This is a genomic window from Bradyrhizobium sp. USDA 3311 (assembly GCF_054062495.1).
Genome location: NZ_JBSSFI010000001.1, coordinates 1,787,482 through 1,810,621, shown reverse-complemented (window position 1 = coordinate 1,810,621; position 23,140 = coordinate 1,787,482). Strand labels below are relative to the sequence as shown.

Sequence of the window (23,140 nt, the reverse complement as noted above, 5' to 3'; positions counted from 1 at the left end):
CGGCCAAAAGCCGACCACAATTGCGCGGCTTATCGAGATTTTCCTGAACACTGGACCGGCATGTTGCGAAAATTCCTGCTTGCGCTGTCTTTGCTCGCCCCGACGCTCGCCCAGGCCGCCGACATCACCGGCACCGCAAAGGTCCGCGACGGCGATTCCGTCGTGATCGGCAACACGAGGGTCCGGCTCGGCGGCATCGACGCGCCGTCGTCCGACCAGCTCTGCCTCAACACCCATACCGAGCGCTGGACCTGCGGGATCGCGGCACGCGACGAGCTCGCCAAATACACCGAGGGCAAGAACTGGGTCTGTCATGCCCGCGCGATCGACCGGCGCGGCCGCACCGTGGCGCGCTGCGAGGTCGGCGGCGAGGACATCCAGAAATGGCTGGTGCGCAGCGGCTGGGCGCTGTCCTACACCCGCGTTTCGCACGATTACGACGCCGACGAGGCTGCCGCGCGTGAGGCTAAGGCCGGCATGTGGCAGGGCGCCTTCATTGCGCCCTGGGACTGGCGCGTGCGCAACAAGAAGACGACGATATTGGGCGCCACCAAGCCGCCGGAGGGAGCGCATGCCGTGCTGCTCGCTTCGGCCTCGGGGCCGGTCGCGCCCTCGCCGGACTGCACCATCAAGGGCAACGTCAACACCGCCGGCGAGTGCATCTATCACCAGCCGACCAGCCGCTGGTACACCCAGATCAAGATGAAGATCAGCAAGGGCACCCGCTGGTTCTGCTCGGTGGAGGAGGCGGAAGCCGCCGGCTGCCGCGAGACCAAACGATAACCCAGCCCTGCATTTTGCGTGCTTTTCTTGGCTTCCAGCAGCGCGTAAAAGTACGACTCGAGCGACCCACCAGCCTGTCCTCCAGCAACAAGGACCAACAGCAATGACCGTTCGCGCGGGCCGGGAATTTCTGGCCATCCCCGGGCCCACCACGATGCCCGACGAGGTGCTGCGGGCGATGCATCGTCCGGCGATCGACATCTACTCCAAGGAGATGCTCGACCTGACGGAGAGCCTGCTCAGTGACATCTCGAAACTGTTTGCGACCAGGGGCAAGTCCTACATCTACATCGCCAACGGTCATGGCGCCTGGGAAGCCGCGCTGAGCAACGTGTTGTCGCGCGGCGACAAGGTGCTGGTGCTGGAGAGCGGCCGCTTCGCGATCGGCTGGGGCAATGCGGCAGCGCTGATGGGCGCCGAGGTCGAGGTGCTCAAGGGCGACTGGCGTCGCGCGGTGCGGCCGCACGAGGTCGAGGAGCGCCTGCGCCGCGACAAGGAGCACAGGATCAAGGCCGTCGTCGTCGTCCAGGTCGATACTGCCTCGGGCGTGCAGAACGACATCGAAGCGATCGGCAAGGCGATCAAGGCGAGCGGTCATCCCGCGCTGTATATGGTCGACACCGTCGCCTCGCTCGGCTGCATGCCGTTCGAGATGGACAAATGGGGCGTGGACGTCGCGATGTCCGGCTCGCAGAAGGGCCTGATGACGCCGCCCGGCCTCGGCTTCGTCTCCGCCAATGCGCGCGCGCTCGAGGTGCACAAGAAGGCGAACATGTCGACGCCCTATTGGAGCTGGAGCGAGCGCGAGGGCACCGAGAATTATCGCAAATATGCCGGCACCGCGCCGGTGCATCTGCTGTTCGCGCTGCGCAAGGCGATCGACCTGCTGCACGAGGAAGGGCTTGAAAACGCCTTCCGCCGCCACAGCCTGCTCGGCGAAGCCGCGCGCCGCGCGGTATCCGCCTGGACGGAGGGCCAGGTGCTCGGCTTCAACATCGCCGAAGCCGGCGAGCGCTCCAACACCGTGACCACGGTGACCATGAGCAACGGCCATGATCCCGCAGTGCTGCAACGCTATTGCAAGGACAAGTGCGGCGTGGTGCTCGGCACCGGCATCGGCGACCTCTCCGGACAAGCCTTCCGCATCGCCCATATGGGCCACATCAACGCGCCGATGCTGCTCGGCACGCTGGGGGTGGTCGAGATCGGCCTCAACGCGCTGAAGATCCCGCACGGCAAGGGCGGGCTGGAGGCGGCGGTCGCGTATCTCGGCGAAGAGGTGGCGGCGTAGGCGCAAGCCACCGCTGTCGTCCCGGCGAAGGCCGGGACCCATACCGCGTGATCTATCAGTGACGCACGGTGCGCGTACCACGAGAAGACTCTTTAACTACGAGTCTTCGCCAAATTCCTCCCTGGGGTTATGGGTCCCGGCCTTCGCCGGGACGACAGCGGGGTTTTTGGCTACTGCTGACCATCACAGCTGCAGTCTTGTAGCCCGGGTGAGCGAAGCGACACCCGGGATCTGCGCAAGGTCCCGCATATCGCTTCGCTCTTGCGGGCTACGGCTGCGACACGCGATACGCCTCGACCTGCGCCTTCAGCTCCTCCAGCGACGCGAGCGGCGCCTTCGGATCGACCCGGTATTCCCTGCTCGCCAGCCATTTCAACACCATCGCGTCCACGGCCGGCGAATGGTGGATGACGTCGCCGTAATTGTTGAGGTCGTGGGTCACCGCCTTGATCGCGCGGAAATCGTGGAGGCGCACGTTGGCAAGCTGCGTCAGGCGCTGCGCGATGCGGGCCGTGAGATCGGTGACGATGGTCAGCGTCGCCGGTGAGGCATCGCGCATCGCGACGAATTGCAGGATCGAATAGGGCGGGAAGTAGACGTCGAAGGTCACGTCCGGATGGCGCGTGATCAGGCTGGCGGCGTCACGCTCGAAATGCCTGATCATGGCGTCACGCTCGTAGCCCTCGCCGAGAAAGCTGCTGCGCACCGGATCGGTGATATAGGCGAAGGCGGCGCGTGTCCTCTCGGCGTTGTAGGCGCGCGCGACGTCGAAATCCCGTGGCAGCGCGTAGATGTCGTCGACGTCGGACAGCGCGAACTTGACGGGGAGAAACGGCGCCGCACGGCTCAGCGGCTCCCGCAGCGGCGGGACAGACCGCAGCAGCGCGAACAGGGATTCCTTCGCCATCGGCGCGCTGAACAGATAGGCCGCGATCCCCTTGGCCGTCCTCCGATAAAGATCGACGGACAGATAGGGATCGGCCTCGATGCCGGCCGCATCGACAAAGCTGAAATCGTCCATCGCCCAGATCACGCGCCGGGCGCCGCGATCGATCGCCTGCTCCAGCACAAAGCCCTGCTGGCGCGAATTGGATCCGGTCATCGCCAGCTTGAGCGAACGGACGCCGAGCGCGCGGTCGATGTCGCTCTGGCGGAAATGGATCGCGAGCGAGGTGCCGATGAAGGCGGTGTCGAACGACTGGCTGCGGATCAGCCCGGCATTCTGCATGCGCGTGTCGTCGGAATAGAACGGCGCGACGAGGCGCGACGGGCGGAACAGTTGCAGGGGATCGACGGCAAAGGTGAGCGCCGCGGCGCCCAGCACGCACGCGACGCTCGCAAGGAGAAGGCGCATCACGCTGGTGAACGATCCCCGCATTAGAACCGGAAGTAGATGAATTCGCTGTGGCTCTGGATGCCCAGAAGCCCGAATGCCAGCACGAGCGATGCACCATAGAGGAACAGCGGCCGCATGCGCCCTGCCCGCAAGCTTTCGCCGACCCTGCGATTGCCGTGATCGTAGCCCATGATTCCTTGCGTGTTCGGCGCCAGCCACACCAGCGCCGCATAGATCGCGACCTGCACCAGCGCCGCGATCTCCTCGCGGCCGAGGACGATGTTCAAGGGATCAGCCATGGCACTGATGATCCGCAACGCCCAATCGACCCGCTCGGCGCGGAAGAACACCCAGGCGACGACGACGGCGAGGAAGGTCAGCACGGCGCCAAGGATGCGGACCGGGCGCGCATGAAGCGTCGGGATGGTCTGCACCAGCGCGCTGAAGGCGTGATTGACGCAGAGATAGGCGCCGTGCAGCGCGCCCCACACCACGAATGTCCAGGCCGCGCCGTGCCAGAGCCCGCCGAGCAGCATCGTGATCAGCAAATTGACATAGCGCAGCACGTGGCCGCGGCGGTTGCCGCCGAGCGGGATGTAGAGATAGTCGCGCAGGAATTGCGACAACGTCATGTGCCAGCGGCGCCAGAACTCGACGATGCTCGCAGCCTTGTACGGCGAGTTGAAGTTGACGGGCAGGAAGATGCCGAACATCAGGGAAATCCCGATCGCCATGTCGGAATAGCCGGAGAAGTCGAAATAGAGCTGGAACGTGTAGGCGAGCGCACCACACCAAGCCTGGTCGAAGCTCGGCGAGCGCGCGTCGAAGGCGAGCGCGACCAGGGGCTGGATGCCGTCGGCAAGGCAGGTCTTCTTGAACAGGCCGATGGCGAAGATGATGATTCCGCACAGGATCAGATGCGCGTGCGGCTGCTTGGACTCCTCCCGCTCGAATTGCGGGATCATGTCCTTGTGGTGGAGGATCGGCCCCGCGATCAGATGCGGGAAATAGGTCACGAACAGCGCGTAATGCGGCAAGGCATAACGCGCGACCTGGCCGCGATAGGCATCGACCAGGAACGCAATCTGGGTGAACGTGTAGAAGGAGATGCCGACCGGCAGCAGGATGTGGACCGCGACATGCGTGCCGAGCAGCGCATTGAGATTGTCGGCAGCGAAGCCCGCATATTTGAAGATGCCGAGCACGAGGAGATCGCCGGCGACACCAAGGGCAAGTGCCGCCCGGCGCTGCGTTGGCATGAGCTCCGCTGCAATCAGGAGATGGCCGACACCGTAGTTGAAGGCGATCGACGCCAGCAGCAGCGCGACAAACTGCCAATTGCCGATGGCATAGAAGGCGAGCGAGGCGGCCGCCAGCCAGATCACTGGAGTCAGATTGCTGCGCCGCCCGAGCCAGAAGTACCCGGCCAGCGCAGCCGGCAGGAACAGCAGGATGAACGGGTAGGAATTGAACAGCATCAGGCTGGACCGGCGGCGGGGTACTGCCCCTAAAGCATACACGGGGGCGATCAACAACCCGGCGACTTGGCGCAGTCCTTTGTCCGGTCCTTGGCGCAGCGACGCTGGCAATCCGCGGAATCGGGACGATATAAGGTGGGACACGCTGTGCTAATTTCCCCTCTCCCCGTTCTTACGGGGAGACGGTCGGGGTGAGGGGCCTCTCTCCACACGCGAGATGGTCGAGAGACCTGTACCCCCTCACCCGGATTGCATCTCCGATGCAATCCGACCTCTCCCCGCAGGCGGGGAGAGGTAAGGAAGAGGCGCCGTACGGACGTGAGATGATGAGGATCGAGTGACCCAGATCAAGACACCTTCCCAGCCCCCCGTCGCCCCGCGCCGGCCGCACAGCTTTACCCGGCACGGCATCACCGTGACCGACGACTATGCCTGGCTGAAGGACGAGAAATGGCAGGAGGTGCTGCGCGACCCCGGGGTGATCGACCCCGGCATCCGCAAATATCTGGACGAAGAGAACGTCTACACCGAGAGCCTGCTCGGCCATACTGCGGCGCTGCAGAAGACGCTGGTGCGCGAGATGCGCGGGCGGATCAAGGAGGACGATTCCAGCGTGCCGTCGCCGGACGGCCAGTTCGCCTATTTCCGCAGGTTTCGCGAGGGCGGGCAGCACGAGCTGTTCGGCCGCATGCCGCGCGAGGGCGGCGACGGCCATATCGTGCTCGACGGCGATGCGCTCGCCAAGGACCACAAATATTTCAAGTTCGGCGGCAGCCGGCATTCGCCCGATCACAAGCTGCAGGCCTGGAGCGCCGACACCAAAGGCTCCGAATATTTTTCGATCCGCGTGCGCGACTGGGCGACGGGGAAGGACTTTGACGACCTCGTCGAGGAGACCGACGGCGGCATCGTCTGGAGCAAGGACGCGAAAAGCTTCTTCTATGTGAAGCTCGACGACAATCACCGGCCGATGCAGGTGTGGCGGCACCGGCTGGGGACGAAACAGGCCGACGACACGCTCGTCTATGAGGAGCAGGATTCCGGCTGGTTCACCCATCTGCACGAGAGCACCAGCGGCCGCTTCTGCGTGATCGCGGGCGGCGATCACGAGACCTCCGAGCAGCGGCTGATCGATCTCGAAAGCCCTGATACGCCGCCGCGGCTGGTCGCGGCGCGTGAGGAAGGCGTGCAATATTCGCTGGCCGATCGCGGCGATCAGCTCTTCATCCTCACCAATGCCGATGACGCCATCGACTTCAAGATCGTCACCGCACCGCTTGGCTCGCCCGAACGGAAGAACTGGCGCGATCTGATCCCGTATCGTCCGGGGATCTACATCATCGACCTCGATCTCTATGCCGGCCATCTGGTGCGGCTGGAGCGCGCCAATGCGCTGCCGGCGATCGTGATCCGCGATCTCGCATCGAACGAGGAGCATGCCATCGCCTTCGACGAAGCCGCCTATTCGCTCGACACGATGGGCTCCTACGAGTTCGAGACAACGAACTTGCGTTTCGCCTATTCGTCGATGACGACTCCGTCGGAGGTCTATGATTACGACATGGCCAAGCGCACGCGGACCTTGCGCAAGCGCCAGGAGATCCCGTCCGGCCACAATGCGAGCGACTACGTCACCACGCGCATCATGGCGAAGGCGCAGGACGGCGCCGAGGTGCCGGTCTCGATCCTCCATCGCCATGGGCTGAAGCTCGACGGATCGGCACCGCTCCTGCTCTACGGCTACGGCTCCTATGGCATGGCGATGCCGGCCTCGTTCAACGCCAACCGCCTGTCGCTGGTCGATCGCGGCTTCGTCTATGCCATCGCCCACATCCGCGGCGGTGCCGACAAGGGCTGGGGCTGGTACCTCGACGGCAAGCGCGAGAAGAAGACGAATTCGTTCGACGATTTCGCCGCCAGCGCCCGCGCGCTGATCGACGCAAAATACACCAGCGCAAAGCGCATCGTCGGCCATGGCGGCTCGGCCGGCGGCATGCTGATGGGAGCGGTGGCAAACCGCGCCGGCGAGCTGTTCGCCGGCATCGTCGCCGAAGTGCCGTTCGTCGACGTGCTCAACACCATGCTCGACGACACGCTGCCGCTGACGCCGCCGGAATGGCCGGAATGGGGCAACCCGATCGAGAGCGAAAAGGATTTTCGCACCATCCTGTCCTACTCGCCCTACGACAATGTCGCCGCGAAGGACTATCCGGCCATCCTGGCGATGGGCGGATTGACCGATCCGCGCGTCACCTACTGGGAGCCCGCCAAATGGATCGCGCGCCTGCGCGCCACCATGCGCGGCGGCGGCCCGGTGCTGCTGCGCACCAACATGGGCGCCGGCCACGGCGGCGCTTCGGGACGATTTGATCGTCTGGACGAGGTGGCGATCGTCTATGCGTTCGCGCTGTGGGCGGCGGGAATGGCGGAGGCCGGGGTGTAGCCCCATCGTCGTCCTGGCGAAAGCCAGGACGACGATGGAGTGTAAACTACCTGCCGTTCTTCTTCCGCCATTCCGCGAAGTCGGTGAGCGTCTGCGGATCGGTGGCAGGATAGAGACCGAAGATACCGCGCCCCTTGCCGACCTCCTCGGTGACGAAGTCCTCGAACGCGGTCATCTCGAACGTCTCGTTGGCGATATCGTCGGCAAGATGCGCGGGGATCACGATGACGCCGTCGGCATCGCCGAGGATGACGTCGCCGGGAAACACCGGCGCATCGCCGCAGCCGATCGGCACGTTGATCTCGATCGCCTGATGCAGCGTGAGATTCGTCGGTGCACTCGGACGATGGTGGTAGGCGGGGATGCCGAGCTTGGCGATCTCGGCGGAATCGCGAAAGCCGCCGTCGGTGACGACGCCGGCGACGCCGCGCTTCATCAGCCGCGTCACCAGGATCGCACCGGCGGAAGCCGCGCGCGCATCCTTGCGGCTGTCCATCACCAGCACGCTGCCTGCCGGGCAGTCCTCGACCGCCTTGCGCTGCGGATGCGAGCGGTCCTTGAAGACGTCGATGGTGTTGAGGTCCTCGCGCGCCGGCATGTAGCGCAGCGTGAAGGCCTCGCCGACCATGGTCGGCTGGTCAGGACCGAGCGGGTGCACATCCTGGATCATCTGGATGCGCAGGCCGCGCTTGAACAGCGCGGTGGCGACGGTGGCGGTGGAGACGGATTTGAGCTTGTTGCGGGTGGCTTCGCTGAGTTTTGTCATTGGCGCTTTCTTTCTCGTTCGTCATTCCGGGGCGCGCCACTTGGCGCGAACCCGGAATCTCGAGGTTCCGGGTTCGCTTCGCGCCCCGGAACGACGGTGTTAGTAGATCGACGGCTCGCCTATCGGCGCGCCGAAATCGGTCTCGAGGAAGTCGAAGTCGCAGCCGTCATTGGCCTGCTTGATGTGCTTGGTGAACATCCAGCCATAGCCGCGCTCGAAGCGGCGCTCGGGCTGCTTCCAGGCGGCGCGGCGTTTTTCGAGCTCGGCTTCGCTCACATCGAGATTGATGGTCCGCGCGGCGACGTCGAGGGTGATGCGGTCACCGTTCTGCACCAGGGCCAGCGGGCCGCCGATGTAGGACTCCGGTGCAACGTGCAGGATGCAGGCGCCGTAGCTGGTGCCGCTCATGCGCGCGTCCGAGATGCGCACCATGTCGCGCACGCCCTGCTTCACGAGCTTGGTCGGGATCGGCAGCATGCCCCATTCCGGCATGCCAGGTCCGCCCTGCGGCCCCGCATTGCTCAGGATCAGGATGTGGTCCTCGGTGACGTCGAGATTGGGATCGTCGACCGCCTTCTTCATCGACGGATAATCGTCGAACACCAGCGCGGGTCCGGTGTGCTTGAGGAAGCGCGGCGCGCAGGCGGAGGGCTTGATGACGCAGCCGTCGGGCGCGAGGTTGCCCTTGAGCACGGCAAGCGCGCCTTCCTTGTAGATGGGATTGTCGACCGAGCGGATCACGTCGTCATTGTGCACCTCGGCATGCGCGATGTTCTCAGCCACCGTCTGGCCGGTGACGGTGATGCAGTCGAGATGCAGATGCGGCTTGATCTGGCCCATCAGCGCCGGCAGGCCGCCGGCATAGAAGAAGTCCTCCATCAGATAGGCATCGCCGCTCGGCCGCACGTTGGCGATGACAGGCACCTTGCGGCTCGCGATCTCGAAATCGTCGAGACCGATGTCCTGGCCGGCACGGCGGGCCTGTGCGATCAGATGGATGATCGCGTTGGTCGAGCAGCCCATCGCCATCGCGACCGCGATCGCGTTCTCGAACGCCTTGCGGGTCTGGATCACCTTCGGCGTCAGATCCTCCCACACCATCTCGACGATGCGGCGGCCACATTCACTGGCCATGCGGATGTGGTTGGCGTCCGCCGCCGGAATCGAGGAGGCGCCCGGCAGCGTCATGCCGATGGCCTCGGCGATCGCGGTCATGGTCGACGCTGTGCCCATGGTCATGCAGGTGCCGTAGCTGCGGGCGATGCCGGCCTCGATGTCGAGCCAATCCTTGTCGGAGATCTTTCCGGCGCGGCGCTCGTCCCAGTATTTCCAGCCGTCCGAGCCGGAGCCCAGCGTCTTGCCCTTCCAGTTGCCGCGCAGCATGGGACCTGCCGGCAGATAGATCGCCGGGATGTTCATCGAGGTCGCGCCCAGCAGCAGCGCGGGCGTGGTCTTGTCGCAGCCGCCCATCAGCACCACGCCGTCGACGGGATGGCTGCGCAGCAGCTCCTCGGCGTCCATGGCGAGCAGATTGCGGTAGAGCATGGTGGTCGGCTTGAGCAGCGATTCCGACAGCGACAGCGCCGGCAGCTCCAGCGGCAGGCCGCCGGCCATCAGGATGCCGCGCTTGACGTCGTCGACGCGCGACTTGAAGTGCATGTGACAGGGCTGCGCGTCCGACCAGGTGTTGAGGATCGCGATGATCGGACGGTCCTTCCACTCCTCGGGGGCGTAGCCCATCTGCATGGTGCGGGAGCGGTGGCCGAACGAGCGGAGATCGTCGGGCGCGAACCAGCGCGCGCTGCGGAGCTGGTCGGGTGTTTTCTTCTTCTTGGTCATGATTGAGTGCCCCATTTCTGGACCGTGTTCCGCTCGATGGCGCGGAAGATCAGGTTCTCGACAAAGAGCCCGATGATAATCACCGTCAAGAGGCCTGCGAAGACGGCGGGTATGTCGAGGAGGTTGCGGTTCTCGAAGATGAACCAGCCGAGCCCGCCTTGGCCCGAGGACACGCCGAACACCAGCTCGGCCGCGATCAGCGTGCGCCAGGCGAAGGCCCAGCCGATCTTGAGGCCGGTGAGGATCGAGCCGAAGGCGGCGGGGATCAGGATTTTCGCCACATAAGGCAGCCCGCGCAGGCCGTAATTGCGCCCGACCATGCGCAGCGTGTTGGACACACTCTTGAAACCGGAATGGGTGTTGAGCGCGACCGGCCACAGCACCGAATGGATCAGCACGAAAACGAGGCTGCCGTTGCCGAGTCCGAACCAGATCAGCGCCAGCGGTAACAGCGCGATCGCCGGCAGCGGATTGAACATCGCCGTGACGGTCTCGAGGAAATCGGTGCCGATGCGGGTCGAGATCGCAAGCACGGTGAAGATCGCGGCGAGCACGATGCCGGCCGAATAGCCCATGAACAGGACCTTCAGCGAGGCCCAAGCCCGCATTGGAATCGTGCCGTCCTTCACGCGCTCATACATCGTGACGATCGTGTCGTGGAGCGTCGGAAACAGCAGCGGATTGTCGAGGGCGACGCCGTAGGCCTCCCAGACTGCCGCCAGGAACAGAATGATGACGGTCTTGCGGACAAAGCCGTCGTTCCACAACAGCTCGGCCACGCTCAGCTTGCGCTCGACCTCGGCAGCGCCGCTGGCAGCAGCGACCGACGCGTCACGCAGCAATATTCTCGCTTCGCCCATGTCGAGGCTCCCTCAATGCGCGGTGGCTTCGGCGGCGAACAGGAGATCGTGGATCTCCTTCTCCAGCCGGCCGGCGCTGCCGTCCGCACTCGAGACCTTGTCGACATCGACCACCTCGGCCTTGACGCGGCCGGGATGCGGCGACAGCAGGAGGATGCGGTTGCCGATGCGGATCGCTTCCGCGATCGAATGGGTCACGAACAGCACGGTGAATTTGGTCTCGCTCCAGAGCTGGAGCAGCTCGTCCTGGCAGGTCCGGCGCGTCAGCGCGTCCAGCGCCGCGAACGGCTCGTCCATCAGCAGGATGTCCGGCTCCATCGCCATGCCGCGCGCGATCGCGACGCGCTGCTTCATGCCGCCGGACAGCGTGTGCGGATAGGCATCGACCACGCGGGTGAGGCCGACCTTCTCGATATAGGCCCGCGCGCGGGCCTCGGCGTCCTTACGCGGCAGCTTTCGCGCCGTCAGCAACGGAAACATCACGTTGGCGAGCACCGTCTTCCACGGCAGCAGCTGGTCGAACTCCTGGAAGATCATCATGCGGTCGGCGCCCGGGCCGTGGATCTCGCGACCGTTGATGCTCATGCGGCCTTCGCTCGGGCTCATGTAGCCGCCGACGGCCTTGAGCAGGGTCGACTTGCCGCAGCCGGACGGTCCGAGCAGCACGAAGCGGTCGGACCTGTCGACGGTGAAGCTCACCCTCTCGGTGGCGGTGACGACAGCGCTTGAGGTCTTGTAGCGCAGCGTCACTCCGTTGACGTCGAGCAGCGCCATCAGTTGCCCTTCAGGTCGTGCGCGACGGGGAGATAATAGTCGGTCCAGGCCTTGGGCTGATTCTTCAGCGTGCCGGTCTTGTAGAGATGGGCGGCGAATTTCATCGTACCCTGCGGCTCGAGATTCCACTCCATCATGCCGGGCTCCTTCAGCAGATCGAGCAGCTCCTCCGCCGAGGTCTTGTCGCCGGTGATCTCCTTGTAGATCTCGACGGCCTGCCTGGTGTCGCTGCGGATCAGGTCCTGCGCTTCCTTGGTGGCGTCGCGCACCGCCTGGATGATCTTGGGATTGGCGTCGGCGAATTTGGTCGTAGTGAAGAACTGGGCCTGGCTGAGCGGGCCGCCCATTACGTCAGGCGAGTTCAGCACGACATGCGCGCCCGGCACGTTCTTCAGCTCCAGGAACGTGAAGGGCGGGATCGAGAAGTGGGTGTGCACCTCGTGCTTGGAATTGGCGAGCGCCGCATAGGCGTCGGGATGGCCGAGCTGCACGGTGTTGGCGTCGAGCTTGGACCATTGATCGGCGCCGAAGGCCTCGGCGGCCGCGATCTGAAGCACGATCGCCTGGGTCGAGACTTTCACCGTCGGCACCGCGATCTTGTCGCCGGGGCCGAAATCCCTGATCGACTTGATGTTGGCGTCGCGGCTGATCAGCGTCATCGGCTGCGCCGAGGTCGCGACGATGCCCTTCACGCCGCCGCGGGTACGGTCCCACAGCAACAGCAGATTGCCGGTGCCGGTGTTGAGGATGTCGACGCCGCCCGCGAGCAGCGCATCGGTCTGGGCGCCGCCGCCGGAGAAGGTGACCCATTTGGTCCTGACGCCGGGCACACCGAGGCTGGCGGCATGCTTCTCGATCAGCTTCTGCTTCTCCATGATGTGGCTCGGCATGTAGAAAATGCCGGGCTGGCGCGACAGCGAGATCTCGGACTTCTGCTGTGCATGCGCCGCGGACACCGAGAGGGCGGTTGCGGCGATCAGGGCGGCAGCCGCAAGCTTGCTACGAAGATGCATCATCATTGTTGTGTGTTTCCTCCGGCCAGCGTCGAGCTGCGTTGACCCTGCTGATGCACTAATATATTAGTGCATCAAAGGCAAGCCCGCGGGACCCGACATGGACGCAGCCCACACCGCGCCGCGCGCGGCCACAAAAACCGCTTCAAGTCCCGCCAACCGGCTCGACCGCGCCCGCCAGGCCGCACCGCAGGTGTTCGAGCGGCTGCGCAACGCAATCATCGCCCTGGAGCTGCCGCCGGGCGCGCCGCTGTCCCGCGCCGAGCTCGCCGGCCAGTTCGGCGTCAGCTCGACGCCGGTGCGCGATGCCTTGATGCGGCTCGAGGAAGAAGGCCTGGTCGACGTGTTTCCGCAGCACGCGACCGTGGTCAGCCGGATCGACATCGGCCGCGCCCAGCAGGCGCATTTCCTGCGCCAGGCACTGGAGCTCGAGATCGTCCGGCTGCTCGCGGAACAGCATGACGACGCCCTGATCATCCGCCTCGACCACGCCATCGCACTCCAGCAGCAATTCGCGAAGGCCGGCGACTTCGAGGCGTTCATGGCCGGCGACAACGACTTCCACGCCCAGCTCTACGCCGCCGCCGGCAAGCAGGAGCTGTGGGCACTGGTGCGCAGCCGCAGCGGCCATATCGACCGGCTGCGCCGGCTGCATCTGCCCTCACCGGGCAAGGCCCAGAATATCGTGCGCCACCACAGGCTGATCACCCGCGCGATCGAGGCCGGGGACGCCGATGCCGCGCAACAGCATCTGCGCAAGCATCTGTCGGGCACGCTGAGCGAGCTCGACAAGATCCGGAGCCACCACCCGGAGTACCTGACGGACTAGTCAGGCGGCGTTGCGCCGGTCCGGCCCGCGATAATCGGCATCGTCGCTGTTGCGGCGGTCCATCGGACCAGTGCGCAGCCTGACGAAGAAGGCCTGGACCTCGGTGGCGAGGCGTTCGGCCGCTCCCGAAACGTGGTTCGCGGCGCCCATCACGTCGTCGGCCGAGCGGTTGGTTTCCGCGATGGCGCCGGAGACGGTCCCGATGCTGGTTGCGAGCGTCTGCGTGCCCGACGCCGCCATCTGGACGTTCTGCGAGATCTCCCGCGTCGCGGCGCCCTGCTCCTCCACGGCGCTGGCAATCGCCGCGGTCACCTCGTCGATCCGGCGCATGGCGGTTGCGACCTCCTTGACGGAGGCGACCGCGCTGCCGGTCGAGTTCTGGATCGCGGCAATGTGCTGAGCGATGTCCTGCGTCGCATTGCGGGTCTGGTCGGCCAGCGCCTTGACCTCGGAGGCCACGACCGCAAAGCCGCGGCCGGCCTCGCCGGCGCGCGCGGCCTCGATGGTGGCGTTGAGCGCCAAAAGGTTGGTCTGGCCCGCGATCGCCTGGATCAAGTCGACCACCGAGCTGATGCTCTGGGCGGCGTGCGCGAGGCCTTCGATCTCGGCCTCGGAGCGCGCGGTCACCTCGCCCGCCGACCGCACGGTCTTGTTCGACAGTTCGATCTGCCGGCCGATCTCGACGATGGAGCTCGCGAGCTGCTCGGCCGCCGCGGCGACGGTCTGGACGTTGACCGCGGTCTGTTCGGATGCGGTCGCTGCGGACGCGGCCTGGCTCGTCGCATGGTTGGCGATGCCGCCGAGGCTCTCTGCGGTCTGCCGCATGGTGCCGGCGTTCTCGCCGACCAGCGCGAGCAGGTCGCGCGAGGTCCCGCGAAATTCCTCGACCGCGTCCTCCATGTTGCGGTTGGCCGCTTCGCGCGCCTCCGCCTCGCGCGCGAGAGACGCCGCCGCCTGCTGCTGGGCGATGACGTTGTCGCGGAACTTCGCCACCGCCTGCGAGACCACTCCGATCTCGTCGCCGCGCCCGGCCGTCTTGAATTCGACACTGGTGTCGCCCCCGGACAGGCGCGCGGAATCGCCCACCAGCTCGACGATCGGACGGGTGATGGAGCGCGCAACCAGGATCGCAATCGTTGTCCCGAGCGCAAGCCCCGCGGCGAGCAGGATCCATTGCAGCAGCAGCAACCTCTCGACCGCGTCGGCCACGCTGCGGGCGTCCTCGGCGAGCTTCGACTGCTGGTCGCTCTTGAGTCCGCCGGAGCGCTTGCCATCGGTGTCCTTGCGACCGTCGAGCAGATCGAGGATGCGGGCCGCGCGCGGCGCGGCCTCGGTGGACAGGATGAAGACCGGCATGTTCCATTGCGGCGTCCGGCGGATCGCGAAGATCTTCTGCGGCAGCGGGGTGAAGGCCTCGTTCGCCCTGGCGATGGCCCGGTAAGCGGACGCCTGCCTTTCGGTGAGCAGATCCGCCTGGGTGCCGACCGATGCGAGCGCGGCCCTGAAGGTCGCCAGCGGCTTTTCGAACTTGTCACGGTCGGCCGCCTCGCCCGAGGCGACGTAGAGCCGCAATTGCGATCCCGCCGCGGCGAGATTGCCGCGCACGTCGGCGAAGGTCTTGAGCAGGCGCTTGCGCTGGGGCGTCGCCTCCAGCGCCTCCTCCTCGTCGATCATCGAGGTGATCTCGGCGAACATGGTCGCGATCAGCGGCGCGGCCTCCTTGGCCAGGAGCTCGCTCGCCGGATAGGCCGACGGGGTGAAGGCGGCGAGCTCGGCCTTGTCCTGGGCCTGGCGGAACTCCGCGATCAGCGCCCTGGCTTCGCTCCAGTTGGTCTTGTTCTGCGGGTTGGAAGACCCCTCCGCCATGCGGTCGACCGCGGCGGCGGTGCGATCCAGGTCGGCCCAGACCGCCGCCCGGTCACGCTTGCCCTGCGCATCGCCGGTCAGCAGATAGCCGCGCAGCACCGAGAGCGTGGAGTAGAGATTGCCGACGAGCTCCGTGCTTGCGACTGCGACCGGCGCTCGCAGATCCACGACCGTCTTGATCCGCGACGAGATGTCCGAGACGGCGGCGACGGTGTAGATCACGGTCGCGGCGAGCAGAATGCAGATCAGCGCAAAGCCGCCGAGCAGCCGGGTCCGAATTCCGGTGTTCGCAATCGATTTGAACATGAGGGGGTCTCGTGCTGATGGCCGGTTGGAAGGGCCGGCCTGGTCGGATGCCAGAATGCAAAATGAAATGCGCGAAATACTGATACGAGGACTATCGGAGATTGTAGTCAGCGGCCTTTAATCCATAGTGAAGGCTCGGGTTCCGTACAACTACGGCGAGAGAAATATCTGCCGATGCTAAAACGGGTTACGATGTTTGGAACCAGGCCCGACCTCAAATGCACGCAAGAGTGCGTATGAAGTGCAAGGAATTGCCTCCCGGCGCGCCAGGAAAGGCAATCGCGGCAGACGCGAGGCGCTTGCGGGGCGGATAGAATCCGCGCAACAATTTCGTATTTGATGCCTTGATTTGCGGTCACTGGAACGTCCCAGCCGACCCGGAGGAATTCAGACGTGGCCAACATCCTGATCGTGGATGACGACCCGGCCGTGCAGATCACGATCCGGCTGCTTCTGGAGAGAGCCGGTCATCACGTCACCGTCGCCGGCGACGGCCACAAGGGACTTGCGCTGTTCGAGGCCAGCCCGTTCGACCTCTTGTTTCTCGACATCTTCATGCCCGGCATGGACGGGCTGGAGACGATTCGCCACATCCGGGCGCTAGCCCCGGCGATTCCGATCATCGTCATTTCCGGCCGATCGATCACGCCGGACGCCCATGCGGAGCCGGATTTCCTGAAGATGGCGACCAAGCTCGGTGCAGTGGCAAGCCTTCAGAAGCCGTTCCGGGCAGACGCGCTGCTCGCCGCGGTGAGCGGCTGCCTCGACGCGGGCAAGCCGGAGGGGCCCGATGTCAGTACCGGCCGCCGATGACGAGGGCGTCTCCTCTGCTGCAGGCCAGAACACGCACGGTCATCCGGGAACCCCTGCGAATATCTCCATGACCCTCGCAACCCGGCTGGCCATCGCGATGATCCTGCTGGTGGCGGCTACCGTGACCGCCGTCGGCTGGCTGGGCTATCGCAACATCACACAAGCCGTCATTCCGCGGGTGCTGGAGCGGGTCGAAGCCCAGTCACGCCTGCTGGCCACCAATCTTGAATCCTACGTTGCCGGCGTTCGCGGCGATTTGGTCGGCTATCGCTCCGCCGCGGCAATCAACGGTCTGATCCGGGCCCACCTCGGCGGAGGAATTGACGCTCTTGACGGCGTCTCGGAGCAGACCTGGCGCGAGCGTATCGCGGCGCGGCTCGCGGCCGAGATCGAGGCCAAGCCCAGCTATGGACAGTTTCGAATCATCGGTCTTGACGACGACCAGCGCGAGCTGGTCCGCGTCGATCGCTCCGGCCCGAACGGAGCAGTACGAGTTGCCCCCGACAGCGAACTGGAGCGCAAGAGCGAACGAACCTACTTTCAGGAAACGATACGACTGGCGCCGGGCGAGATTTATGTGTCGCCCATCGAACTCGCGACCCGCCAGGGGGGAACCACGGCCTTGCACACTCCGACCCTGCGGGCCGCGACGCCGCTGTTCACGCCCGACGGCAAGCCGTTCGGCATCATCATCGCCAATATCGACATGCGTCCGGTACTCGACCGCATTCGCTCGACGACGAGCTCGGGAGGCGAGATCTACGTCGTGAATGCGCGCGGCGACTATCTGGTTCATCCCGATCAGACGCGAGAATTCGGCTCGTTGCGCGCCCCCCCCACCAACTGGCGCAGTGATTTTCCATTTTTCTCAGCCCTGGCAGGCTCGCCGGGAGTATCCACGCAGCTCGCGACCGATGGATCGGGCCGGCCGAGCGGCGCGGCGATCGCGCCTGCGCTGCTTGCGAGCAAGGAATGGGTCGCAATCATCGTGACCATTCCCCCGGCCGTCTTTGGCCGCGTGCCGGCCGCCATTCAAAAAACGTCTTTGCTCGTCGGCTTGCTTGCCGTCCTCGCCGCGGCTTCGCTCGCGGTGCTGCTGGCGCGCTCCCTGACTCGCCCGATCGGGCGCCTGACCGCGGCCGTGGAGGCCATCGGCAGCGGACGGCCAGCGGACATTCCCGTCGATGCAAGCGGCGAGACGGGCGTGCTGGCGCGGGCCTTTGCCCACATGGTCGAGGAGATGAAGGCAAAGACGTCGGCACTGGAGCACGAGGTCGAGGAGCGGCGTCGCACCGAGGCCGTCCGCGACCAGCTCGCCGTCCGCGAAAGCCTGTTCAGCGCGGCGGTCCAATCCTCCGACGATTCGATCGTCCTGCAAACGCTCGACGGCATCATCATCGGCTGGAACGCGGCAGCCGAACGCCTCTACGGCTATTCGGCCGAGGAAGCGATCGGACAGCCGACGTCGATCCTGCTTCCGCCGGATCGCCGCGAGGAGGGCAAGGACTATCTTCGGCGGATTGCGAGGGGTGAGCGGATCGAACATTTCGAAACCGTGCGCCTGCGCAAGGATGGCAGCCCGGTCGAAATCTCGGTGAGCCTCTCACCGATCAGGGGCCCCTCCGGCGAGATCATCGGCGCCTCGGGCTCGGCGCGCAGCCTCACCGAGGCGCGACGGACCGAGCGGGCGCTACAGCAGCAGCTCGAGGAGCGGCGGCAGCTTTTCGACGCCTCGCAGGACCTGATCATGATCATGGACTCGCAGGGCCATATCGCGCAGATCAGCCCGAGCTGCGAGGCCATTCTCGGCTACCGGCCCGACGACATGATCGGCTACAGCGGCGCCGATTTCATCCACCCGGCCCATCTCGAACAATCGCGCGAGGAAATGCGCGCACTCAGGCGCGGCGGGCACCCGAAGCTCGCCGACACCCGCTGCCTCCACAGGGACGGACGCGAGATCTGGCTGTCCTGGCTCGGCAACTGGTCCGATCAGGCCAAGCGCTACTTCTTCGTCGGGCGCGACATGACCGAGGCAAGGCTGGCCGAGGAGTCCTTGCGCGAAAGCGAGCAGCTGGCCCGCAACATCGTCGAGACCGCGCTCGACGCCTTCGTCCAGACCGACGACCGCAGCATCATCCTGAACTGGAGCTCGCGGGCCGAAGAGCTGTTCGGCTGGCGCCGCGACGAAGCGCTGGGCAGGAATGCGATCGACCTCATCGTCGCCACAGGTGAGCGCGAGAGGGTCAAGGCGGGTCTCGCACGCTTCCTCGATTCCGGAGACGGTCAGACGCTCAATCGCCGCCGCGAGCTGGTCTGCTGCCGCCGTGACGGCAAGGAATTCAAGGCCGAACTGAGCGTCACGGCGCTGAAGCGCCGCGAAGGCATTCTGTTCAACGTCTTCTACCGCGACCTCACCGACAAGATCGCGTCCGAGGAACGCATCCGCCATGCGGAGAAGATGGAGGCGGTCGGCCAGCTCACCGGCGGCGTGGCGCACGACTTCAACAACATCCTCACCGTGATCACCGGGACGATCGAAATCCTCAGCGACGCAGTGGCCAAGGAGCCCGAGCTTGCGGCGATCACCCGGATGATCGACGAGGCCGCCGGCCGCGGCGCCGAGCTGACCCAGCACCTGCTCGCGTTCGCGCGCAAGCAGCCGCTCCAGCCGCGCGAGGTCGACATCAACTCGCTGATCGTCGACACCGCAAAGCTGCTGCGGCCGACGCTGGGCGAGCAGATCCAGATCGAATCCGTGTTCGAGGAGGAGAGCTGCGTTGCGATCGTCGATCCCAACCAGCTCACCACCGCGATCCTCAACCTCGCGCTCAACGCCCGCGACGCCATGCCCGGCGGCGGCAAGCTGATCGTGGAGACGGGCGCCGCCTATCTCGACGAGGTCTATGCCAGCGTCAACGACGTCCGGCCCGGGCACTACGTGCTGATCGCCGTGAGCGACACCGGAACCGGCATTCCGTCCAACATGCTGACCAGGGTGTTCGATCCCTTCTTCACCTCGAAGGGACCGGGCAAGGGCACCGGGCTCGGGCTTTCGATGGTCTACGGCTTCATCAAGCAGTCCGCGGGCCACATCAAGATCTACAGCGAGGAAGGCCACGGCACCACGATCAAGATGTACCTGCCGCCGGGCAAGACGGCGACGGCGGTCGGCGACGGTGTGATCCCCGCGACGATCGAGGGCGGACACGAGACGATCCTGGTGGTCGAGGACGACCGGCTGGTGCGCGACTACGTGCTGGCGCAGCTGCATGCGCTGGGCTACGTCACCTTGCAGGCTGCGAACGCCGCGGAAGCGCTCGCGATCGTCGCCGCCGGAAAGCCTTTCGACCTCCTGTTCACCGACGTCATCATGCCCGGCAGGATGAACGGACGGCAGCTCGCCGACGAGCTGATGAAGACGCGCCCCGATCTCAGGGTGGTCTACACGTCAGGCTATACCGAGAATGCGATCATCCATCACGGCCGGCTGGATTCGGGCGTTCTGCTGCTCGCAAAGCCCTACCGCAAATCGGATCTCGCGCGGATCATCCGCAAGGCGCTGCTGGGGTGAGGCTTGGGAGTCATTCCGGACGCGCGTAGCGCGATCCGGAATCTCGAGATTCCGGGTTCGATGCTCCGCATCGCCCCGGAATGACGAAGAAATGTCCGCGATGCAACCGACCCTACGACGCGCGCTGCGCCGCGGTCATCACGATCCGGATCAGGTCGGCGGCATTGCGCGCACCGAGCTTCTTCATGATGTTGGCGCGGTGGTCCTCGATGGTGCGCGGGCTGATGCCGAGAGTGCGGCCGGCTTCCTTGTTGGAAGCGCCGGCGGCGAACTGCTCGAGCACCTCGCGTTCGCGCCGCGTCAACGGCTCGCGTCCGGGGAAATGCAGCGAGCCGAATTTCGGCGCTGCGTTCTCCGCCTGCCTGCGTGCATAGGCGCCGATCGCCTCGTCGAGGCGGCCGACGATCTCGCTGCCGCGGAACGGCTTCTCGATGAAGTCGAGCGCGCCGCTCTTGATGGCGCCCACCGCCATTGTGATGTCGCCCTGCCCGGAGATCATGAAGATCGGCGCCGGATAATCCTCACCGTGCAGCTCCTTCAGAATGTCGAGACCCGACTTTCCGGGAATGTGCACGTCGAGCAGGATCGCAGCCGGTGTGCGGTTTCGCGCGACGGAGAGCAGCGCTGCGCCGTCCGCAAAACAGATCACCTCATAGCCCGCCGCCTTCAACACCATCGACAAGGTGTCGCGAACAGCCGGGTCGTCGTCGACTACGAAGATTTCACCGCGAGAGGTTTGTTCGGCCATGTGCCATGTCCAATTGGCATTAGAGTCCATTCGGCATTGAGGACTCGCGTCCGCGCCAACCGTTATGGCGTTCGGCGCGGATTCGGCCCACCCGTATTTGTACGGGACATAGACTTAACGCACAAGTAGCGGCATGGCGCCTAATTGCGGGGGACGGAGAATATCCATGCTAAATTTGGCCAGCACGCCACCTCTCGTCACGACGCCCGAGGCCGACAGCCGTCAGTTGATTGCGGCCGACCTTCGCTGCCTGATCGCGCAGATCGAGAGCAGCATGCGCCTGATCGACGCAGCCATGATCGATGCAGGCCCGGAGCAGGACGACAACGGCGATCAGGCCGGTTCCGCCGACATTTTCGTGCTCGACGACGTCACGCCGCGCTATGCCACGGCGAGTGCCGCCCTCAACGTCTGCCGGGCGGGCCTTGGCCACGCCCTGCAATACCTGTCGGATTCCGGCGACCCGGTGTAGGTCGCGATCTGCGCGGCGGCGGCTGCGTCCGAATGCATGGCAGCTCCGCGCGTCAGGTGCGGTGCCGTTCCACGATCGCGTCGCTGGCGACACCACCCCAGGTGTGGATCGCCGGCAGCCCCATCGCGGTCTTGCCGAGGTTGGCGAGGCTGATGCGCAGGGCCGCCAGATCGAGCGGCTTCGGCAGGCCCTGGAGCTGGATCCCGACGGAGCGGGCGAAGCTGCGGGCGGCGCTGCGGCGCTTGCCGTCCATGCCGCTGATGACGATCACGGCACCGGCGAATTTCGCGTTCGCCATCTCGCGCAACACGTCGATGCCGTCGCCATCCTCCAGCACGAGATCGAGCGTCACGCAGTCGAAGCGCGCGGCGCGGAGCTTCTCGATCGCTTCCGCCACGGACGGCGCCACGGTGACTTCGTGGCCGGCCTGCTTGGCGGCGACCGTGATCAGGCTGCGCTGCGTGGCGTCGTCATCGACCACCAGGAGCTGGAGCGCACGCCGCTCGGCGACGTCGGGCAGGTTCGATGGCACGGGGGAGAGGGAACTTCTGGGCATTGCCGTATTCCTGAGATTGAGACAGGCAATGGATACACGGCGCGCGCTTAGGCCACGTAAAGCCGCCGCGGCAAATTCGCCCGGATGTTTCAGCAAATGTAAAGCAACGTGGCGGAAAGCGCCGGCGCCGCCACGCTCCGGTCAGGCTGCCGCGTCGTGGCCGCCGGCCGCGCCGCGCTTCTTCCGGTTCTTGCCGCGCAGGAACTGGATGTCCATTTCGGCGCCGTTGACGCGCACCAGCTCGCAGCGGCGGTAGGCTAGGCCGGTGGACGACAACAGCAGGAAGAACTCTTTCAGGTTCAGCCCCTGGATCGAGCCTTCAACCGTGAGGATGGCGTCGGTGTCGGAAATGGCGTTGAGCTTGCAGTCACGGCGCCAGGTGCCGTCGATGGCCATGATGCAGACATCATAGCCGCGACTGAAGGTGACGCGCTCCGCGCCTTTTCCATCCTCGGCCATGCCTATCGTCCCGCCATCACCGCCATGCGCGGCGCCACGCCGGCGAGAGCCGGCTTGGCCACGGCTGCACGCGGATCGTTCGGCTTGTAGAGGCCGCGCCGGTCGGGAATCGGCCTGAACGTATCCGTCAGTCCGACCACGGTTTCGGCGGCACCCAGCACGAGGAAGCCATCGGGCTCGATCTGGCGCGCCAGGCGGTTGAAGATGTTGATCTTGGTGTCCTGGTCGAAATAGATCAGCACGTTGCGGCAGAAGATGACGTCGAACGTACCGAGCTGGGCGAAGTCGTGCAGCAGGTTGAGCTGGCGGTGCTGGATCATCGCCCGCAATTCGGGATTGATCTGCCAGGTCTCGCCGGTCTGCTTGAAATATTTCACCAGCATCTGGATCGGCAGGCCGCGCTGCACCTCGAACTGGCTGTAGACGCCGGCTCTGGCCTTCTCCAGCACCTCCTGCGACAGGTCGGTCGCGATGATCTCGACGCGCCAGCCGGTGAGGGCCGCACCCATCTCCTTCAGGCACATCGCCAGCGAATAGGGCTCCTGCCCGGTCGAACCGGCGGCGCACCAGATCCGCACGCTGCGGCGGCCGGCGCGCGCCTTGATGATCTCGGGCATGATGGTGTCGCGGAAATGATCGAACGGGACCTTGTCGCGGAAGAAGAAGGTCTCGTTGGTGGTCATGGCTTCGACCACGTCGGTGATGAGCGCGCGCGAGCCACCCTGCAGCTTCTGCACGAGCTCGGGGATGCCGGAGAGCCCGGCCTTGCGGGCGAGCGGCAAGAGGCGGCTTTCGATCAGATACTGCTTGTCTGCGGACAGATCGAGACCTGAATTGTCCTTCAGGAACTTGCGCAGATACTCATACTCGGTCGGGGTCACAGATGGCCTCTCGAAAGCTGTACTGAAAACACTCTGGCCGGAACACTCGGGCC

At 65.4% G+C, this 23,140-nt stretch carries 19 protein-coding genes; 7 read left to right on the top strand and 12 right to left on the bottom strand.

The window, feature by feature from the left end; genetic code table 11:
* The first annotated feature begins 60 nt into the window (after positions 1–60).
* Positions 61–783 (top strand): thermonuclease family protein, encoded by a 723-nt coding sequence (locus tag ACVWW6_RS08580; RefSeq protein WP_011083204.1) that lies wholly within the window; start codon positions 61–63, stop codon positions 781–783.
* 103 nt (positions 784–886) lie between these two features.
* The gene (locus ACVWW6_RS08575; RefSeq protein WP_456680523.1) at positions 887–2,074 is read left to right on the top strand and encodes a pyridoxal-phosphate-dependent aminotransferase family protein; all 1,188 of its coding nucleotides are present in this window, start codon (positions 887–889) and stop codon (positions 2,072–2,074) included.
* A 268-nt stretch (positions 2,075–2,342) separates the two neighbouring features.
* On the opposite strand, the gene ACVWW6_RS08570 is transcribed toward ACVWW6_RS08575, so the two are convergent.
* Together ACVWW6_RS08570 and ACVWW6_RS08565 are read right to left on the bottom strand one after the other, a co-directional pair.
* Positions 2,343–3,452, bottom strand: a complete 1,110-nt coding sequence (locus ACVWW6_RS08570) for a hypothetical protein (protein WP_456680522.1) — start codon at positions 3,450–3,452, stop codon at positions 2,343–2,345.
* Positions 3,452–4,888: an MBOAT family O-acyltransferase gene (locus tag ACVWW6_RS08565; RefSeq protein WP_456680521.1), complete on the bottom strand. Its 1,437-nt coding sequence runs from the start codon at positions 4,886–4,888 to the stop codon at positions 3,452–3,454. Before ACVWW6_RS08565 ends, ACVWW6_RS08570 begins: the two co-directional genes overlap by 1 nt.
* Before the next feature lie 337 nt (positions 4,889–5,225).
* Here ACVWW6_RS08565 and ACVWW6_RS08560 point away from each other — a divergent pair, with 337 nt between their 5' ends.
* Positions 5,226–7,331, top strand: a complete 2,106-nt coding sequence (locus ACVWW6_RS08560) for a S9 family peptidase (protein WP_456680520.1) — start codon at positions 5,226–5,228, stop codon at positions 7,329–7,331.
* Positions 7,332–7,377: 46 nt separating this feature from the next.
* Here the strand turns inward: ACVWW6_RS08560 and ACVWW6_RS08555 are convergent, their stop codons facing one another.
* The 5 genes from ACVWW6_RS08555 to ACVWW6_RS08535 all read right to left on the bottom strand — a co-directional run bounded on the left by ACVWW6_RS08555 (position 7,378) and on the right by ACVWW6_RS08535 (position 12,589).
* Positions 7,378–8,097 carry a ribonuclease activity regulator RraA gene (locus ACVWW6_RS08555; protein WP_011083209.1) on the bottom strand — a complete coding sequence of 240 codons (720 nt, stop codon included), beginning with the start codon at positions 8,095–8,097 and terminating at the stop codon, positions 7,378–7,380.
* Positions 8,098–8,196: 99 nt separating this feature from the next.
* Positions 8,197–9,936, bottom strand: coding sequence for an L-arabinonate dehydratase (gene araD / locus ACVWW6_RS08550; RefSeq protein WP_456680519.1), 1,740 nt, complete (start codon positions 9,934–9,936; stop codon positions 8,197–8,199).
* The gene (locus ACVWW6_RS08545) at positions 9,933–10,796 is read right to left on the bottom strand and encodes an ABC transporter permease (protein WP_060909772.1); all 864 of its coding nucleotides are present in this window, start codon (positions 10,794–10,796) and stop codon (positions 9,933–9,935) included. Before ACVWW6_RS08545 ends, araD begins: the two co-directional genes overlap by 4 nt.
* Positions 10,797–10,808: 12 nt before the next feature.
* Positions 10,809–11,570, bottom strand: a complete 762-nt coding sequence (locus ACVWW6_RS08540) for an ABC transporter ATP-binding protein (RefSeq protein ID WP_161532693.1) — start codon at positions 11,568–11,570, stop codon at positions 10,809–10,811.
* Positions 11,570–12,589, bottom strand: coding sequence for an ABC transporter substrate-binding protein (locus ACVWW6_RS08535; protein ID WP_456680518.1), 1,020 nt, complete (start codon positions 12,587–12,589; stop codon positions 11,570–11,572). Before ACVWW6_RS08535 ends, ACVWW6_RS08540 begins: the two co-directional genes overlap by 1 nt.
* Before the next feature lie 94 nt (positions 12,590–12,683).
* Here ACVWW6_RS08535 and ACVWW6_RS08530 point away from each other — a divergent pair, with 94 nt between their 5' ends.
* Complete coding sequence (locus tag ACVWW6_RS08530; protein ID WP_456680517.1) at positions 12,684–13,412, top strand: GntR family transcriptional regulator; 729 nt, start codon at positions 12,684–12,686, stop codon at positions 13,410–13,412.
* Here ACVWW6_RS08530 and ACVWW6_RS08525 read toward each other — a convergent pair whose 3' ends face one another.
* On the bottom strand, positions 13,413–15,584 hold the full coding sequence (locus ACVWW6_RS08525) for a HAMP domain-containing methyl-accepting chemotaxis protein (protein WP_456680516.1): 2,172 nt from the start codon (positions 15,582–15,584) through the stop codon (positions 13,413–13,415).
* A 393-nt stretch (positions 15,585–15,977) separates the two neighbouring features.
* On the opposite strand from ACVWW6_RS08525, the gene ACVWW6_RS08520 reads away from it, so the two are divergent.
* Positions 15,978–16,397, top strand: coding sequence for a response regulator (locus ACVWW6_RS08520; protein ID WP_456680515.1), 420 nt, complete (start codon positions 15,978–15,980; stop codon positions 16,395–16,397).
* Entirely contained in the window at positions 16,375–19,971 is a 3,597-nt protein-coding gene (locus ACVWW6_RS08515; RefSeq protein WP_011083217.1) for a PAS domain S-box protein, read from the top strand. Before ACVWW6_RS08520 ends, ACVWW6_RS08515 begins: the two co-directional genes overlap by 23 nt.
* Before the next feature lie 112 nt (positions 19,972–20,083).
* Here ACVWW6_RS08515 and ACVWW6_RS08510 read toward each other — a convergent pair whose 3' ends face one another.
* Entirely contained in the window at positions 20,084–20,719 is a 636-nt protein-coding gene (locus ACVWW6_RS08510) for a response regulator transcription factor (RefSeq protein ID WP_011083218.1), read from the bottom strand.
* A gap of 166 nt (positions 20,720–20,885) precedes the next feature.
* On the opposite strand from ACVWW6_RS08510, the gene ACVWW6_RS08505 reads away from it, so the two are divergent.
* Positions 20,886–21,191: a hypothetical protein gene (locus ACVWW6_RS08505; protein ID WP_028175690.1), complete on the top strand. Its 306-nt coding sequence runs from the start codon at positions 20,886–20,888 to the stop codon at positions 21,189–21,191.
* A gap of 52 nt (positions 21,192–21,243) precedes the next feature.
* On the opposite strand, the gene ACVWW6_RS08500 is transcribed toward ACVWW6_RS08505, so the two are convergent.
* From ACVWW6_RS08500 to ACVWW6_RS08490, 3 genes are all read right to left on the bottom strand, one after another.
* Positions 21,244–21,747 carry a response regulator gene (locus tag ACVWW6_RS08500; protein ID WP_011083220.1) on the bottom strand — a complete coding sequence of 168 codons (504 nt, stop codon included), beginning with the start codon at positions 21,745–21,747 and terminating at the stop codon, positions 21,244–21,246.
* Positions 21,748–21,888: 141 nt separating this feature from the next.
* Entirely contained in the window at positions 21,889–22,206 is a 318-nt protein-coding gene (locus ACVWW6_RS08495; RefSeq protein ID WP_011083221.1) for a hypothetical protein, read from the bottom strand.
* Positions 22,207–22,208: 2 nt separating this feature from the next.
* The gene (locus ACVWW6_RS08490; protein ID WP_011083222.1) at positions 22,209–23,087 is read right to left on the bottom strand and encodes a CheR family methyltransferase; all 879 of its coding nucleotides are present in this window, start codon (positions 23,085–23,087) and stop codon (positions 22,209–22,211) included.
* Between the last annotated feature and the right edge of the window lie 53 nt (positions 23,088–23,140).